We start from the raw sequence: 16,583 nt of genomic DNA, 5'->3' as shown, positions 1-16,583 counted from the left end.
AAACAGAGCCGAGCCAATCGGAGCGGCCTTCAGTAATAAGCAAGATGTACAATGACAAAACCACTCCCTACACTACTCGTAATCCGTCACGGGGAGACGCAATGGAACCTCGCCGGTCGGCTGCAAGGTCGGCGGGACTCCCCCCTGACACTAAACGGCGTCCGACAAACACTGGCGGTTGCGGTGAGATTATCGGAGACGATATCCAAACAATTTTGGAACGCAGCTTTCTGGGTTAGCCCACTTGGGCGCGCTCGACAAACTGCGTCTATCCTCGCAGACAGCTGGAGCCTCCCATTCAACCTGTTCGGCGAAGCTCCCGATGTCCTTGAACGGAACTATGGGGTCTGGGAAGGGCTTACGCAGCAAGAAATTCGGGACACCTACCCGGATCAGTTCGCCTCACATGGAGCAGATCCTTGGGGCTTCTTGGTTCCGCAAGGTGAAAGCCGAACCATGTTGACGTCTCGTGTGGCCTCATGGCTGCAACAGCTGGACCCAGCGGTACCCCATGTGGTGGTAACTCATAGCGGTTGCCTGCGAGCCTTGCGCGGAATTTACGAAAAGGCCTTGCCCGACGAGATTCTTCAATACAGAGAGGCGCAAACCTCATCATTTCTCCTGTCCTCAGAGAGCTGTACCGCATTGGACGTTCCATCGTCGGTCTTGAAAGTCCTAGGCTGCAGCGGCGCGGGGGGAACGGTATGGATTTAACAGGTTCGACAGGAGGCCCTCTAACACATTTGACCTTCATACCCAATAATGATCCTCCCTCCGCAGCAATCTACAAGCGTAATCGCAAAGTTAAGATCCTTGCGACCCTGGGGCCTGCGTCATCCGAGGAAGACACGATCCAGAAGTTGCATGAAGCGGGCGCAGACCTCTTCCGCATCAATATGAGCCATGCCAGCCACGATACGATGCGCATGCTGATCCAGCGTATCCGCGCCGTCGAGACAAAGTGCGGCCGACCGATCGGCATTCTCGCCGACCTCCAGGGGCCGAAGCTGCGCGTCGGAAAGTTTACCGACACCAAGGTGGCGCTGGAGCCGGGGCAGACGTTCACGCTCGATAATCGTGACGAGCCGGGCGATGCCACGCGCGTCTTCCTTCCGCATCCGGAAATTCTGTCGGCCGTGAAGCCGGGCGACCGCCTGCTGATCGACGACGGCAAGCTCATGCTGCGCGCCGAAAAGACCGACGGGAAGAAGATCGTCTGTACCGTCGTATCCGGCAACAAGATCTCCGACCGCAAGGGGATCAGCCTGCCCGACACGCTTCTGCCGGTGGGCGTGCTGACCGACAAGGATCGCTCCGATCTGGACGCCGTTCTGGCGACGGGAGAAGTCGACTGGGTAGCGCTCTCCTTCGTGCAGCGGCCGGAGGACCTCGCGGAAGTGCGCAAGATTGCCCGCGGCCGCGTCGGGCTGATGTCGAAGATCGAGAAGCCGCAGGCGATCGAGCGGATCGACGAGATCATCGAACTGTCCGACGCCTTGATGGTGGCGCGCGGAGATCTGGGCGTGGAGATGCCGCTCGAGGCGGTGCCAGGCCTGCAGAAGCAGCTGACCCGCGCCTGCCGCCGGGCCGGCAAGCCGGTGGTCGTCGCCACGCAGATGCTCGAATCGATGATCAGTTCGCCGGTGCCGACACGTGCGGAAGTTTCCGACGTGGCAACAGCGGTCTTCGAAGGTGCCGACGCCGTCATGCTCTCGGCGGAATCCGCCTCCGGCGATTATCCGGTCGAAGCGGTGGCGACCATGGCCTCGGTTGCCAGCACGGTCGAGCAGGATTCCTTTTATTCGAACATCATCTACGCGCAGCGCCCGACGCCGGAAGCAACGGGCGCAGACGCCATCTCGCTTGCGGCCCGGCAGATCGGCGAGACGCTGCGGCTGTCGGCGATCGTCACCTACACCTCGTCCGGCAATACGGGCCTGCGCGCCTCGCGCGAACGGCCGCAGGTTCCCATCCTCGCCTTGTCGCCGATCATCCAGACGGCGCGGAGGCTTTCGGTCTGCTGGGGCCTGCACTGCGTCGTCTCCCATGACGCAGAGGATCTCGATGACATGGTCAATCGTGCCTGCCGGATCGTCGTTTCGGAAGGTTTTGGCGCTCCGGGCGACCGCATCATCATTTCGGCCGGTGTACCGCTCGGCACGCCTGGCGCGACCAACATGCTGCGCATCGCCTATATCGGGGCGGACGGACAGAGCGGCATCTCGTGACCCATCGAAATTTGACAGGCAGAACATGCGCCTCCCAATGAACGCATGACCGCCACTGCATCTCGGGATCCGTCTGATGAATCAACTCAACGCCTGCACCAGTGGCCACCACCGGCCAGAAACCGCAGAGTATCTCGCGTCCTCAACCCGCCGCCGTAGCACCCAGGTTAACCATCACTTAGCTCAATGAGTGCTCACTCGAACAGGCGCGCTATACAACTAGTTAACCGTCTGAACCTGGTCGAAGGTGGAGCATGAGCTTTGTACTGCAAAAGCACCAGCTACACGTTGTGGAGGCTGTTTCTGCCTATCAAGCTAAAATCATCGAGATTGAGGCAGACATCCGCCTGCGCGCCATGTCGAACGATACTAGCGTCGAGGAGCTCCGGCTCCTCCATCGCCTTAAGGACGAATGTTCCGCGATACTGTATCGGTTCGAGGGCCTCAACGAAGGATTCAAAGCCTTGACCGGCGACATCGGCATCGCTGCCGAATGACCCCTTTGATTCTCTTATCTCATACCGTAGCGCCAAACTGTTCGTAGAGTAAGCAGCGCCGGATTGACTTGCGTCGAGTTTCGGGAGACGCGTCCAAGCTCGCAACTGAACATGGAATTAAACAAATGTCCCAGCAATCGCTTCACACGCTGGTTATTGGCGATGTGCATGGCCGCGCAGATCTCTTGGACGAAATCTTATGGGGCATCAAAAGGAAGGCTGAGAGACAGCACTTCTCATACAGGATAATTTTCATAGGCGACATCATCGATCGTGGCCCCGACAGCAGCGGCGCGATGGATTTGGTCACGGCCACTTTGAAGGATTTACCGGGTTCGGAGCTGATCCTTGGCAATCATGAATGGCTTCTGCTTCGGATCCTTGAGCATGAAGGCGATGAAAACGAAACGAAGTTCTGCTCTCACTGGACGAGCAGCACAATCGGTGGGATGGACACCCTTCGCTCCTATGGGTTCCCAGGGGGAAAAGTGAGTGCTGCCGTTATACGGCAGTTCATGGACCCCAAGCATATTTCATGCTTTCGCCGCGCCAAGAGTTACGTGGAGTTAGAACATCACATCCTGGTGCACGCAGGATTGAAACCAGGAGTCCCACTATCGGAACAATCCGCCTACGAGATGAGCTGGATCAGAACCGAATTTCTCAGTCACCCGGGGCTGTTTCAGAAGATCGTTGTACATGGCCACTCAATCACCCCCTCAGGTCAGGTGGAGGTGTATCCAAACCGTATCGGAATCGACACGGGAGCATTTAGGACAGGGATACTATCCGCACTGCATATAGTGCCTGGGGGCGAGATCAGCGTCATTCAGGCTCACGAAAGCGCCGTGCCCTCGGTTTGCGGCTTTCGAGAAGTAGAGCCGATTGAGCGGTCCTATCCGGAGACTTAGCTGACGGATCGGGAGCCGCCCTCCCCAAGACGCAACTCATGAAAAGCAGCTGCGGCGATGAAACACAGCGTCGATAGGACCCACGCGTTTCCGCCTAAAAGCCAACTAGGAACTTGATGATCGCTAGAACCGCCAGGTTTGCGGCCGGATGATCAGCCTTCCAAGCTCCGCATGCACCTGGCACCATGATAGCTGCGGTTTGGAGAGCAAGCCGTCTATGCAACCTGCACCATCATTTCTTGGAATATCTCTGGAGTTTTCCGGCAGCTGCGCATCAAGACGGGATCACTTAGCACACCCTGCCACTCCCGTTCGCGTCGGATCTTTTCCCTCACCACGCTGCTTTTGAACGCAATCCCGTAGTACGCGCAGCTGCCGCTGTCGCGCCAGGTGGGATCAACCACCACTCCGTCGTCCTGTACCAGCCATGCATGCTCTACCGGTACTGGCGGTCCTACAAGATCGACCGCTATACCTTCGGCATAGAAGACATCATCCCTGTGAAGAAGGGCTTGCGCCGCGTTCTTGTAGCATTCTTTAGCTCCGCCAAATGATACCCACTTTGGCGCTTGCTCGCCGGAGATAAGACCCTTGCCATACAGTAAAAGAGCGGTCGCAGGACCGAAACCGTTCTCACAGTCCGCGAGCCACTCAAGGTGCTTTCGTATGACTAACTGACCGCACGCGCTCAATGGATGGCACATGAGACCATCATGTAGCTATCGACGTGTATTGGCGATTCGCGGGCAGGAGCTTCGTCGTCTTCAACCTCATCCTTCAGTTCGTCATCGAACGTCCGATTGATCCGATAATCCATCTCCTCGCAGAAAAATCTGGCTTGCAGATCACGCAGCGTAGGCTGATCCCTCAGATCAACTTCTTTTGGGGCATCTAACCGAAAAACTCTGTATTCAGCCTCTTCGAAAACCGCATCTTCCTCTGTCACGACCGAGTAATCACAATAGTGGTAACAGAGAGCGTTGTGATTGAAGTGATACAGGTAGAGAATGAACGATTCCAAGACGGCATCTGGATCCGCGACCTCCGGTAACCGCGCCGCCGTCAAAACTCGCTCGTTAATTACAATTGCATAAAGAAAATCAGACATCATTATCCCGCGTAGAATTAATTATAATAATTGGAACCTCAACTTGGCACCTCGTCAAGCAGGATAACTTGAACGCTTTCCTCCGATGCAGCCGTACGAGATGGGCGGATCAACCTCACGAGGCGCGCAGCTCCCCAAAGCCCCCGGTTTGAGGAAATTTGATCCAGCGTATCGCGCATCAATCAGTGCGACATTTCGAACCTTGAACATCGACGCCATTATTGTATCTCGAACTTTTGCAATAGGAGTCACTTAATGTCCGAACTCGAAAAAGATGTTGGGTTGGTGTCACTGACTGCAGATTTGGTGGCTGCCTATCTGCACAAGAACGTGGTGCCGGCGAGCACTCTCCCGGAACTCATCACGGGCGTTCACACCGCGTTGAAGAAGCTCGGTGCATCGGGTGAAACTCCTGCAATCCCGCGTCAGCAGCCCGCTGTTCCTGTAAGGAAGTCAATTAAATCAGACGCGATCGCGTGCCTTGAATGCGGCAGGAATTTCAAGTCGCTTCGCCGTCACATTTCAGCAAACCACGGCCTGGCACCCGAGGAGTACAGGGCAAAATGGGAGCTACCTGCAGACTACCCATTAGTAGCGCCCGAATACGCTCAACAGCGATCGGCGCTCGCCAAAGAAATGGGCTTGGGACAGCAACGTGCTGAGCGTTCGCTCTCCAGGAAGAAGGCCTGATTATTCTTCCGGCACAGAAAAGCGCCTTCCAATGTTGATCGCACAAAATCATCCAGCTTAAGTTCGAGAAGCCGCTTCCACCTGGCGGCACCTTCCCGCTCATTTGCAACTCAACATGTCCGCGCTCATCAGGACGAAAGCTTGAGCGGCGGCGACGCGCATGCTCAGTTCTGCCTTGCAAGCTTCTGCATCATCATCTCTCGATCAACCGAGACTACCTTATGACGCAGTACCATCCATTACGATTTCCAGGGGTTCGCACGCTAATCGACCAGAAGGAAAAGGAAATAGAAGAAGCGCTGGCGCTCACCGCCAGGAAGACCTATCACTTGAGCGAGGAACACTGCAAAGAAGCAAACCGCCTTTACGCAACCGAGGGCATGTCCAGACGTGATCAAGAGCGCCTATTTCAACGTCAGCGGATACTTTTTGAAGTCCATGAACTTTGGAAATCTGAAGGACGCAGGATCTTCGACGTCAGCGAGCTTCAGGTTCCGGAAGCTTTCGATCTAGATGATGTACAGCACCTCGAATTCACACTTCCCAGCAACAACCTATACATCCACTTCGGTCAAGAAGCAGCCCTCTTCACAAGGCATGATCCCACAAGTTTCTTCGACGGAGTTTATTTGAGAGCAACTAGTCGCAATAACATAGAAGGCCTAAGCGCGACTTTCGTTTGTGGAGAACTCAGTCCCCCAGACGCTTGCTCCTCATACTCTGGACTGCGTACTTTGAGCAGTCGAATAGCTGCCGGCTGGTCCTCGTCGGAAGAATCCCTGTCCTATGGCCTTCGCAGTCGAGGTTTATGGGGAGACGAAGCCCTTCTTGACGATCCCATAATGCCAACTGTGATCGATCTGGCAGATGATTGGCTCCGAAAGATTTGCGCCGCCGAGCAAACAATAGCTTTCCGTCATCCGGGAGTAAGGCATTGATTTCCGACGACGGATGCGCACTGACTCCAAACGATCAAGACAAGGGTTCATCTACTCTATCTGATGCTAGAGTAGGAACACGCACCGGCGGCATGACGTCAACGAGCGTTAGCGAATTTTCCCGGTGCTCCCAAGTAAGCCAGTGCACGGTGTCTCCCTTAGAGAGACCTAGGAGTGCCACGCCTACGTTGGATAAAACTGATACTTGACTGGCGGCCACATCGGTTTCTCCGGGATAGACCAGTCTTACGGTTTTGGATTCTCCGGACAGCGTGACAAACGTGACCGTCGACCCTACCCGCACCGTTTCTGGCTTTACTTCCTCATCAGGGGAGATCCATGCCCGCTCCAGCTCCTCAATCAAAAGAGTTGCAATCTTCAACCCACGTTCTCTAGCGCTTTGTGCAAGAGTGCTGAGGCGCATCAAGTCAGACTGGGCAACTACGGCTATTGGTTTACGAAGAGAGGTCATTGAAGAGATCGCCCACCCTGGCTGGAGACGCTGTCTGTTATCTGCCGCTACATCGCAAAACGTTTCTTCAACGCGGTGCTAACACCGGAAGCTGCGACGACGGCCATCGCAGGTTCCGGCTTATTGCGCTTTGGTGGGAAACACCTTTGATGTAGCTGCAAACACTTCTCTGACCTCTTATCAGCCGCACATTGACCGGCTGGTAATTTATGTCAACTTCAATGAGACCGATGCTTCTTAGGTCGGCATTCACAACAGCGCAAAAGCGGCGATCATCAGACCGAGAAGGCCTACGGCCAGAACGGCCTTAGCGACGACATCCATTGGTCACGCCGCTTTTGAATAGGGCTCGCCGGCGACATCGACCTCACCGACATCTTGCACGAGTCCCTCATGACGAGGTCCTGTGTCTTCATGTTCGTCGACGAACATACCCTTCACTACCCTTGGGATGTCATTGCGCGAAACGCCGATGTCCTCCAACTGTCGGTCGGACAGCTGCGAGAGTGCGTTAAAGGCGCGGTTTCGCTGCCAGCGGCGCGCTGCGCGTAAAAACAGCCGTGCAAAAGTGAGGCGCGGCCTCTTCTGAGAGTGGTGGGTTGGCTTCGATGCTGGCATTCTTGTGGTTGCGGACATAGCGCTCACTCCTTCAGTATCGCCGAGCAACTTCAGTGCGTCAGGCGAAGCGAGAATGTTCAGCCGCCTGATGGCCTTCAAGAAGGCGGAAGACGGCATCTGTTTGTGGAGTGTTCCCCGAAACGGCTGGCAAAACGCCTCAGCCGCTCGGGGCTAGCGACGCGTGAGGAGGGACGCCGAGACGACCAGGTACTTCTTGTGTCTGCTTACGGTTGTCATGCTCAATATATGGGGATCACGAGCGTTGAATGCAACCCGTGGACGACACGGCAGTGGCAGCTCGTCATCGGCTCTATCATTCGGTTTAGCCACTGGAAGTCCGCTAGCCGTAAATAGATCGGCGACCGTGTAACCGATAGCTATAGAGCGACAATTTAGATGAGATTCTGGCGTCGCGGTTGATCGCAGGAACTCTGTAACTCCTGCGCGACAGCGCAATGACCCATTCGACCAACGCCAACCGGATCGAGCGAGCGATTGTCAGGCAGAAGCCACATGAGCGAGGCTTGATCTTGCTGAGAATAAAGCTAAGTAGATGATCATGATCATGCTTCCCCCACATCACAGCAGGCCCGCTCTGGAAACGCATGCGCTTTCCGGGGTGAGGGTACGTTGATCTAGCCTTCTCTCGCTCCGGTGTTTCTACGAAGCCGTGTCATCGGAAATCCCTACGCAGTCCATGGTTCCAGTGCGGTCAACGTACGCATGAGGCTGCTGATCAGGAGAGAGAATAGGACAATGAGAATTTCCTCCGTTTGCTCGTCGTGCAAAACAGGTTGGATAGATGAACTTAACCGCTGCGTGACCTGTCGCTCGCACTGGGGGATCGACACGCTGCCGGAGCATCTCTTCGCGCCCCCTAGCAATAGCAGATCGAGAGGCTTCAGCTCAAATGGCAGCAGGAACGTGTTGAGTGACGGTCCTTGATACTGCGGAAGTCAAAGAACGCCCACGTGTTCAGAAGAATCTCACTTCCCATTATCGCCATCGGCTGGTTTGTTGGATGCGCTAGCAGCGTCTACTCCCAGTTTCCCGTCGAGACCGTGGGTGATCATGAACCCAAAGGTGTCGGCGTCTTCAAATTGAGCACGCTACGTGTGGGTGAGGTTGCTGCGATCTTCCCGCCGATGCTTTGTACACTCGATGATCGGTTATTCGCCGACCTGGCAATGCGGTCCGCCTCAGATGAGCTGGATGAAACACTGGAGGTCATGAGGGAGCCTGGCGGCTTCCTCGCTTTGACCACGCCGGAAAGCAGACCTCTGCTCGCCCGGCAATCATTGATCTCAAGCATGCTGCGGGCAACGGGCCCATGTCTTGAGGGTGTGACTGATAGTGATCTTGTCCCCGTAAGCAGCATCGATGGAGCAGTCTCGACTGAACTTATCAACAACGGGCAAACCGTTGAAACGCTCCAGAATAAACTACCCACGAAATCTAGAACCCATCCCCAAACAGCTCGCTGATGTAGTGCAGATGCTGCTTCATCAAGTCATGCGCCATGACAGTATCTCCTTCCGCGATGGCATCAACGATTGCTAGATGAACGTCCCCTTGTGATAGCGCGTACTCCCGTTTCCTGGCCTTACGAAACGCCGCATCATGACGCCGTTGCCACTGCGCTCGCCCCCGTACAGATGAGAGCATGCCAAGAACGGCCATCAGGAGGCGATTTCCTGTAACAGCTGCCACCGCTTTGTGAAACGCATCGTCTGCGGCCTCATATTCCGCCCAATCCGACGCTTCTTTAGATCTGGATGCCCATTTCCGAAGAAGCGCGACCTTCTCAGGCCTTGCTGACGCCGCTGCCGCTGCAGCGATAGGCGGCTCTAAAATCAATCGCGCCATAAGCAGCTCGGCTGGAGATGACATCTCAAAGAGAACCTGTGGGCGAATTGGTTCTGTCGATGGGCGTGGACCTAGAAAAGTCCCCTGCCCCACATGACGCCACAGTACCCCCTCACGCTCCAGGCGGTCGAGCGCGCTGCGGAGCGTTCCTCTGCTGCATCCCATTTGGTCTGCAAGAACTCGCTCTGCTTCTAGCTTGTCATGAGGTCCTTTGGAGGTTGCGGCCAGATGCCCCCTCACCGCTTCGACGACTTCATCCACGGTAGCTCGCTTCACTGAGATCCCTTTCTAGCTTTGTACCAATTAGTAGACCAATCTGGGGAGCACGCAAAAGGGTTCATCGGCTAAAGTGAAAGATGGAGTAAGATGTGAAGCTGAAGATCGACCCTTTTCTCGCCCTGATGATGGGCACCATCGTTATCGCATCGATCGCTCCCGCACATGGAGCTTTCGCGAAGTTGATAGAGCAAATAGGGACGCTTGCGGTGGCGTTCTTGTTTTTTGCCCACGGTGCCGTTCTCCCCCGTCGAGCTTTGATTGATGGCCTGCGAAACTGGAAATTCCATCTGTTCGTATTTGCAGTGACGTTTGGACTTTTTCCATTGATCGTGCAGCCGCTGAACATGGTGCCAGCAACGTGGATGCCTCCCGAGCTTTTGCTCGGCTTCCTTTATCTAGCTGCACTTCCCTCAGCAGTTTCATCCTCTATCGCTTTCACAAGCATCGCCAAGGGGAACGTCCCGGCCGCTGTATGCAATTCCGCTGCGTCCAATGTTTTTGGCCTGATGCTTACGCCACTGTTGGTAACACTTCTGATGCGAACCGACGCCTCGGGCTCCATCGACCTCGTGGAATCTCTAGAGGATATCGTCGTAGAGCTTCTTCTGCCCTTTGGTTTGGGACAGGCGCTCCATACTTCGTTGCTGCGCTTTACCATGCGGTACAAGCACCGGCTCGAGCAGTACGATCAAGGCGTGATCATCGTGATAATCTACGCTGCTTTCTCAAAATCAGTAGTGGACGGGCTATGGAGCGAACTATCCGCGACGACCCTCTTCTTAGCCATCGGCATGACGTGCGCGCTGCTGATGATTGTGATCAGCTTCATGATAGCCACTACGCACGCTCTGCGCTTTTCTCGCGAGGACAGGATTGCAGCGGTGTTCTGCGGTTCCAAAAAGAGCCTGGCATCGGGGCTACCATTGGCGCAGGTTCTCTTCGCGGGATCGCCAGCTTTCGCGATGATTGTCTTGCCAATCATGCTCTACAATCAGATTCAAATCATCGTAGGAGCCATCATGGCACGGAGGTATTCTAACCAACTAGAAAGCGTACCGCACTAGTGAATTTCGCATTCACATCCGCCAAACTACGGAGAGACCCATACCAATTTTTTTGGGGTCCATGATGCTTAGTCGCGGTAAGGATCTGGCGAATCCGAGGCTGATCAAAGGCACCGAAAGGCTTCCGCGGCATTAATAAGAGATTGGCAGAAACCACCACGGCAACGACTGAGCCAGATAGGAAAGGGCATCCGATATGCGTCCAATGAGGAGAAGCTCTGAAAGTCATGTTCGCCAGAGGTTCCGCTTCTTTACAATTGGACATTCAACCAGAACGATCACTGAGTTCGCGGAAATCTTGAGGAGCGCAGAGATACAGCTTGTCGTGGACGTGCGTTCGATCAGACGTTCGCGAACAAATCCACAATTTAACGAGGAAGTTCTCGCCGCAAACCTTGAGCCCTTCCAAATAGGATACCTGGCCATCCCAGAACTTGGAGGCAGACGCTCCAAGCAGAAGGCGGTAGACCAAGACCTGAACGGGTTTTGGAACAACAAAAGCTTCCATAACTACGCCGACTACACGCTCTCTGATACGTTCAAAGCAGGGCTGGAACTGCTCATCAGCGTGGGCACCACAAAGCGTTGCGTGATAATGTGTGCCGAAGCCGTATGGTGGCGGTGCCACCGGCGAATTATCGCGGACTATCTACTACAGCGCCAAATCGAAGTCTGTCACTTAATGGATGTGGGGAAGACCGTACCGGCGACTTTGACCAAGGGAGCAAAGCTCGACGAAGGCGGCACAATCACCTACCCGGGCGAGGCGGGAAATCCGGCCTGCTGTTAAGTCGCTCAAGTCTGCGGACGCAGCCAAGTCCAGAGCTGACAAAATGACGGATTCCCCCTATGCCACTACCGCGAGTCCTAGCGTGCGGCGTTTTACATCTCGGGCGGCCAAGGTGATGTTGATGGAGATTTTGAAGGAATAGCTATCTTCGAATGAAACGCCCGCTTCTGTAAAGCTTGTCAGGGAGCCATGGAGTTCTGCACGCTGCGGCTCCGCATTGTGGTTCAATACGAACTGATGTCCGTCCATTCGACCTAGCCACTTTGGCTCATACGTTGGAAGCCTCCTTAGGGTGGCAAGCGCATCAAGGTATGCTTCCAGAGGAAGGTCACTCTTTTCCGGAAGAAGTGAACAACCTAGAGCGTGACGATCGTGCTTAGGACGCCTCCATATGAAGAACCGATCTTGAACAACATCGATGTAGTCATCAGTCGCCGGAACCGGGATGGATTCTGGCGACGTTGATCTGAAGAACAGGAAGGGATCCTCCTCTTCACCGAACTCATCAGCTCTAAAGAATAATACCTCTTCCAATGAAGAGGTGATTTCGGGATACGCCTGCAACAGCGCCGCTCCAATAGCGGGTTGCACATTCGCACGCCGCCACAGTACCTGCATTATCGACAGGGGGATCAACCCCTTGACGTCTTCCGGTGATATGAGCAAATCGTACTTTGTTGCGGTGCCGAGAAGCAGCTGCACGGCTACCGGATCCTCATTGAGAGAGGCCGCTAGACCTGCAACGGTCAGTGGATCGGGATTACACTTAATCGGAAGTGTCTCGTAAAACATATCTGGGACCTAGCGCTTGTAAGAGGCAATGGGATCTAAGGCCCGGTCACCTCGTGGCGACCGGGTCAGACTCCTGCTTTGAGGCGGAGGCGCTCCTGTCTAGATCGTAGTCCAGATATCTTCATGGCATCATCATTAGCGAGCTCTTTTTTTTAGTCAATCTTGAGTCGGATTGGTGAACATGGGGGCTTATGCGTTGCACCTGCCGTCCAGATTTCCATCCGCTGCTTCCGATTACTCCCGTGCGGCCGGACAAGAACCCTCACAACGCAGGTGGTTCAAGAACGAATGTGGCGTACGGATCTGCAGCTATGGAAGGCGCATTGATGACAAATGAACTCCGAATCTCGGAAACCAACTTAATAGCGCTTGCTGAAGAGTTTCTCTCCTCTAACGGACTGAATATCGCACAATCACGTTCCCTCGCGAGGACGCTGGTTGAGGCTCAGCGGGACGGAAGTTTTTCGCATGGGCTGCAGCGATTACCGGGTACCCTTACTACGATGTCGCACCCCCAGTTCAACAGGGATGCAGATCCGCAGCCGCATGATCTTTCTGTAGCTGCTGTCCAAATCGATGCGCAATTTGGTTTCTCCTGCCTGGCTGCCGAGAGAGGCATCGAGGCCCTTGTGGAAAAGGCTCACGACGTTGGGCTGGCTATGTTGGCCGTAAACAATGGGTTCCATTCAACTGCCCTATGGCCCCTGGTGGAGAGGATTTCCAACCGTGGCCTCGTCGCTTTGTCGATGAATCCCACTCATGCTTGGGTTGCACCAGCTGGCGGGAACCGGGGACTTCTAGGAACCAATCCGATAGCATTCGCATGGCCGCGGCGGGATAAACCACCTGCAGTGTTCGACTTTGCAACCTCTGCTGCCTCTAGAGCGGACATTGCCATGCACCGAGAAACCGGCACCGAAGTTCCCGAGGAATGGGGTCTAGACAACCAAGGGAAACCATCTCGAGACCCCGCAAAAATCCTGGCTGGAGCAATGCTCCCATTTGGCGGACATAAAGGATCGGCGATCGCATTGATGATCGAACTACTGGCAGGTCCACTTATTGGAGCCTTCACGAGCCGCGAGTCTCAGTCGTTCGACCAAGGCGCTGATGCTGCTCCCTGCCATGGCGAGCTCTTCCTAGCGTTCTCTCCTGGCGTCTTCGGGGGAGCAGGCGCTTTGGATCACGCAGAGACTTTGTTTTCAGGCTTCTACGAACAAGGGGCGCGTCTGCCCGGCGACCGACGCTATAGGATACGAGAAAATAGCGCTCGCGAAGGAATCCGGGTATCGAGCCCATTGCTTGATCGCATCCAGGTCTTGATGGGCGCGGCAATCTGACGGGTGTTTCTGGAGCCACGATTAGTCTAAGGGAATGAGGAATACCTCGTCGTTGAAAAGAGCGTCAACATCTGTAGATACGTCCAGACCAGCATGTCTGGCGCATCTGATTGGTCTCCGTAATGGTGATAACATCAAAGCTTTATTTCATCCTTTGAAAATTTTCAGGTTGCCCGAACGCTGAAAGATCCTGGTGGCGTTCGGGACGGCCCAGGTTGCAGTTTCGTCAAATCCACCGTTTCAGTTGCTCCGCTTCGGCTCGCTCCGACGGAGAGTGTTGTTCAGGTATCTTAGGATGATCGCAAGATCGAAAATGCAGGCGAAGAAGGTTACCCTCGATAGGGCCTTCTCAAAGCTGGGAGTATGCTCCCGCACACAAGCAGAGAAATTCATCAAGGAAGGACGCGTTCTTCTCAACGGAAAGCTAGAGACGAACCCTTCCATTTGGGTAGACACTTCACGTGATCAGATTTCCCTGAACAGTACGCTGATTCAGAAAAGTGCATTGACATATCTGGTGCTGAACAAGCCGAGAGGGCTTGTGACGACGCGGCACGATCCGGAGGGCCGTCCGACCGTTTTTGATTGCCTACCAAAGGAAGACTTACCCTTCGTAGCTCCGGTTGGCCGACTGGACAAAGCCAGTGAGGGTATATTGTTGTTCACCAATGATACCGTCCTTGCTGACAGACTTCTCGACCCGTCGATGAGAATTCCCAAGACCTATCATGTTCAAGTGTCTGGGCCCGCCACGAAGGAACAACTCGCATTCCTCACTGCAGGTATCCGCAGTGATGGTGAACACCTGACAGCAGCAAAAGCTCGGGTTTTGCGCCGAGGAGACCGCAATACTTGGCTGGAGATCGTTCTGATCGAAGGCAAAAATCGCCAAATCCGGCGTATGGTCGAAGCCCTTGGCTTTGACTGTATACGGTTAGTGCGCGTAGCCATACATGCCATTCAGTTAGGAGATTTACAGAAAGGGTCTTTCAGGCATTTGACCCAGGTTGAGGTACAGCGGCTGCTTGAAGCCGTCACATTACAGGCCGTCAGGCATCCAGCTTAGCGCCAGCCCGGATCCGTCAAAAAATCGGGCTTCCGTGCCGTTCTGCTCATGCCCGGCAGAAGCTGTTGGAGACTACCCGCAACGAGCAGGCCCGATTGCGGGGGAAGACGTGAAACGGGTTCGGTAAGCCGTATCGGATCAAGGCCGCGCTGCGAAGCCCTGACCTGGCTCACCTAGCCGGACTACAGCAACTATCGGCATCACTGGTCCCGACATCCAGACATGGCTCGCGCTTCACCAGCTCTCCGCTTGGGAAGGCCTCGGAAATATCTTCGATTTACTGGGGTGGCCTGAAGCTCTTGCATGATACTGGGGCTGAGGCATGGGCCACCATCCCTCGCCCATCGAGGCCTGCAAGCTCAATGGCATCGATCGGCTGGCGCATCTGGCCGCTACGCACTGCTATTCTAAGGGCCCGTAAGCAAAAATGGATCGATGACTTGCCGCCTGGAACTATTTGCGGCGAGCAGACGAAGTCTGCTGTCGGTCGGCCCAAAGCGGACTTGAAGCGCCCGCTAGACCACCGCCTAATCTACAAAGGACAGGTTTTCCCTCTCGCTGTTGTGACGTTTGTCGCAGGCGGCGGTTTCCGGTGGACCTGTCACGTTGCAGGGAGTGAACTTGCGAAGCCCTTCGGGGGCAAGGCTATGGTCGCCAATAACTCGATTTCATAGGGGAAGAGGTAGGAGACACAGCAAACAAGCTTCAAATAGACGCGATTTTGCCCTTGTCGCTAACTCGACCCAAGGGCTTCCTTAATTAGTCGCCTGCTTTGCTCGCCCGACATGCAAGGGGGACTCCATGCCACGCTTTTTCCGCTCTATTTCAATCGTCGCAGTGCTCATGCTGTGCTTTTCGGCCGCAAGCTCATTGGCGTCTGAATGGGTAGTCAGCAGGACAACACAACAAGTCTCGTTCACGGTCGACAAGAAGACATGGGTGCCCGTTATCGGGGGCATGACTATTCCGAACAAATCCTGGATTTCGACGGGGCCAAGGGGGCGAGTACAGCTGGAACGAGGCGTGGAGAAGGTTTCCTTCGATCCGAAGACCCTCGCTGCGATCATTACCGAGAACGGGCTCTTCTCTAGAAAGACCGAGGTGGTTCAACAGAACGGGGAGATTACGCTCAATATCGAGAAGCGTAGTCGACCGCATACCTATATCCACACGCCCTTCCTCGCTGCCGTAGTCAAAGGAACAACATTCACTGTGACCGTGACCGAAAGGGACGCCTCGGTCGCCGTTGACGAGGGCCTGGTTCAAGTCTCCTCCTTCACAGGTGGTCAGAGCACGAATGTCGGGGCCGGCCAACAAGTCACTGTCGACCAGGCTCAGAGCATGTCCGTGGCCGGAATAACCGAAACGCCCGCCGTGTTCTCGGTCGAGCCAACGCAAGCATCCCTCCCTGCCGTTGGTCAGCCAGCGCCGGTGGATGCCGGACTCGGGCTAGATTCATTTGGCGACCAACGCTCGACAGGCCCAAGTAGTGATGCTGGCTCGCACGGGGTCAATGGCGAGAGCAGCGGAGGTGGCGACAGTTCCGGCAAGCACGGGGTGATTGGCGGGAACGGCAATGGCAATATCGGGAACGGCAACGGCAACGGAAACGGTGGCGGCAGCGACAGCGGCAGCAGCGGGGGTAGTGGCGGCAGCGACGGCAGCGACAGCGGTGGTAGTGGTGGTCGTGGCGGCAGCGGCGGCAGCAGCGGCGGTAGTGGCGGCGGTAGTGGCGGCGGAGACGATAACGACGACGGTGATGATGACGACGATGACGATGACGATGACGACTGATACAAGCCTACGCGAAGAGAGAAAGCCGACCCGCCTCGGGGATTTTGCTGCCTGTCGTGATGTTCCCTTCCGTGGGATCTCGACCTGTGCTTATTATTCCGCTGTCCAATAACCGAATAGAGACCGCCCC

At 55.2% G+C, this 16,583-nt stretch carries 17 protein-coding genes and 1 pseudogene; 12 read left to right on the top strand and 6 right to left on the bottom strand.

Annotation, left to right across the window (positions count from 1 at the left end):
• Positions 1-51: 51 nt before the first annotated feature.
• From ACEPP2_RS18480 to ACEPP2_RS18465, 4 genes are all read left to right on the top strand, one after another.
• Positions 52-714, top strand: coding sequence for a histidine phosphatase family protein (locus ACEPP2_RS18480; RefSeq protein WP_395517486.1), 663 nt, complete (start codon positions 52-54; stop codon positions 712-714).
• Between the two features lie 68 nt (positions 715-782).
• Positions 783-2,228: a pyruvate kinase gene (pyk, locus tag ACEPP2_RS18475; RefSeq protein ID WP_395517565.1), complete on the top strand. Its 1,446-nt coding sequence runs from the start codon at positions 783-785 to the stop codon at positions 2,226-2,228.
• Positions 2,229-2,482: 254 nt separating this feature from the next.
• Positions 2,483-2,725 carry a hypothetical protein gene (locus tag ACEPP2_RS18470; protein ID WP_395517485.1) on the top strand — a complete coding sequence of 81 codons (243 nt, stop codon included), beginning with the start codon at positions 2,483-2,485 and terminating at the stop codon, positions 2,723-2,725.
• Positions 2,726-2,850: 125 nt separating this feature from the next.
• A complete protein-coding gene (locus tag ACEPP2_RS18465) occupies positions 2,851-3,636 on the top strand; it encodes a metallophosphoesterase (RefSeq protein ID WP_395517484.1) in 786 nt (261 codons plus the stop codon).
• Positions 3,637-3,851: 215 nt separating this feature from the next.
• On the opposite strand, the gene ACEPP2_RS18460 is transcribed toward ACEPP2_RS18465, so the two are convergent.
• Both ACEPP2_RS18460 and ACEPP2_RS18455 read right to left on the bottom strand, forming a co-directional pair.
• Complete coding sequence (locus ACEPP2_RS18460) at positions 3,852-4,340, bottom strand: hypothetical protein (RefSeq protein ID WP_395517483.1); 489 nt, start codon at positions 4,338-4,340, stop codon at positions 3,852-3,854.
• Positions 4,325-4,744 (bottom strand): hypothetical protein, encoded by a 420-nt coding sequence (locus ACEPP2_RS18455; protein WP_395517482.1) that lies wholly within the window; start codon positions 4,742-4,744, stop codon positions 4,325-4,327. The genes ACEPP2_RS18460 and ACEPP2_RS18455 overlap by 16 nt, the downstream gene beginning before the upstream one ends.
• Before the next feature lie 255 nt (positions 4,745-4,999).
• On the opposite strand from ACEPP2_RS18455, the gene ACEPP2_RS18450 reads away from it, so the two are divergent.
• Positions 5,000-5,434, top strand: a complete 435-nt coding sequence (locus tag ACEPP2_RS18450; protein WP_395517481.1) for a MucR family transcriptional regulator — start codon at positions 5,000-5,002, stop codon at positions 5,432-5,434.
• Positions 5,435-5,655: 221 nt separating this feature from the next.
• A complete protein-coding gene (locus ACEPP2_RS18445) occupies positions 5,656-6,372 on the top strand; it encodes a hypothetical protein (protein WP_395517480.1) in 717 nt (238 codons plus the stop codon).
• Positions 6,373-6,406: 34 nt separating this feature from the next.
• Here ACEPP2_RS18445 and ACEPP2_RS18440 read toward each other — a convergent pair whose 3' ends face one another.
• Both ACEPP2_RS18440 and ACEPP2_RS18435 read right to left on the bottom strand, forming a co-directional pair.
• Positions 6,407-6,796 carry a GreA/GreB family elongation factor gene (locus ACEPP2_RS18440; protein WP_395517564.1) on the bottom strand — a complete coding sequence of 130 codons (390 nt, stop codon included), beginning with the start codon at positions 6,794-6,796 and terminating at the stop codon, positions 6,407-6,409.
• A 474-nt stretch (positions 6,797-7,270) separates the two neighbouring features.
• Positions 7,271-7,402, bottom strand: a pseudogene (locus ACEPP2_RS18435) (DUF1127 domain-containing protein); the annotation flags it as partial.
• A gap of 1,031 nt (positions 7,403-8,433) precedes the next feature.
• Here ACEPP2_RS18435 and ACEPP2_RS18430 point away from each other — a divergent pair.
• Positions 8,434-8,946, top strand: coding sequence for a hypothetical protein (locus ACEPP2_RS18430; RefSeq protein ID WP_395517479.1), 513 nt, complete (start codon positions 8,434-8,436; stop codon positions 8,944-8,946).
• Here ACEPP2_RS18430 and ACEPP2_RS18425 read toward each other — a convergent pair.
• The gene (locus ACEPP2_RS18425) at positions 8,918-9,589 is read right to left on the bottom strand and encodes a FadR/GntR family transcriptional regulator (RefSeq protein WP_395517478.1); all 672 of its coding nucleotides are present in this window, start codon (positions 9,587-9,589) and stop codon (positions 8,918-8,920) included. The genes ACEPP2_RS18430 and ACEPP2_RS18425 overlap by 29 nt on opposite strands.
• Positions 9,590-9,696: 107 nt before the next feature.
• Here ACEPP2_RS18425 and ACEPP2_RS18420 point away from each other — a divergent pair, with 107 nt between their 5' ends.
• Together ACEPP2_RS18420 and ACEPP2_RS18415 are read left to right on the top strand one after the other, a co-directional pair.
• Positions 9,697-10,671 carry a bile acid:sodium symporter family protein gene (locus tag ACEPP2_RS18420; RefSeq protein ID WP_395517477.1) on the top strand — a complete coding sequence of 325 codons (975 nt, stop codon included), beginning with the start codon at positions 9,697-9,699 and terminating at the stop codon, positions 10,669-10,671.
• Positions 10,672-10,867: 196 nt separating this feature from the next.
• Positions 10,868-11,461 (top strand): DUF488 domain-containing protein, encoded by a 594-nt coding sequence (locus tag ACEPP2_RS18415; protein WP_395517476.1) that lies wholly within the window; start codon positions 10,868-10,870, stop codon positions 11,459-11,461.
• Positions 11,462-11,518: 57 nt separating this feature from the next.
• Here ACEPP2_RS18415 and ACEPP2_RS18410 read toward each other — a convergent pair whose 3' ends face one another.
• Positions 11,519-12,253 carry a hypothetical protein gene (locus ACEPP2_RS18410; protein ID WP_395517475.1) on the bottom strand — a complete coding sequence of 245 codons (735 nt, stop codon included), beginning with the start codon at positions 12,251-12,253 and terminating at the stop codon, positions 11,519-11,521.
• A 326-nt stretch (positions 12,254-12,579) separates the two neighbouring features.
• Here ACEPP2_RS18410 and ACEPP2_RS18405 point away from each other — a divergent pair, with 326 nt between their 5' ends.
• From ACEPP2_RS18405 to ACEPP2_RS18395, 3 genes are all read left to right on the top strand, one after another.
• Positions 12,580-13,593: an Ldh family oxidoreductase gene (locus ACEPP2_RS18405; RefSeq protein WP_395517474.1), complete on the top strand. Its 1,014-nt coding sequence runs from the start codon at positions 12,580-12,582 to the stop codon at positions 13,591-13,593.
• A 313-nt stretch (positions 13,594-13,906) separates the two neighbouring features.
• Positions 13,907-14,659 (top strand): pseudouridine synthase, encoded by a 753-nt coding sequence (locus ACEPP2_RS18400; protein WP_395517473.1) that lies wholly within the window; start codon positions 13,907-13,909, stop codon positions 14,657-14,659.
• 801 nt (positions 14,660-15,460) lie between these two features.
• The gene (locus ACEPP2_RS18395) at positions 15,461-16,453 is read left to right on the top strand and encodes a FecR domain-containing protein (RefSeq protein ID WP_395517472.1); all 993 of its coding nucleotides are present in this window, start codon (positions 15,461-15,463) and stop codon (positions 16,451-16,453) included.
• Positions 16,454-16,583 lie beyond the last annotated feature (130 nt).

This window comes from Pseudorhizobium flavum (assembly GCF_044142885.1).
Lineage (GTDB): Bacteria > Pseudomonadota > Alphaproteobacteria > Rhizobiales > Rhizobiaceae > Neorhizobium > Neorhizobium flavum.
This window is presented reverse-complemented; position numbering and strand designations above follow the sequence as displayed.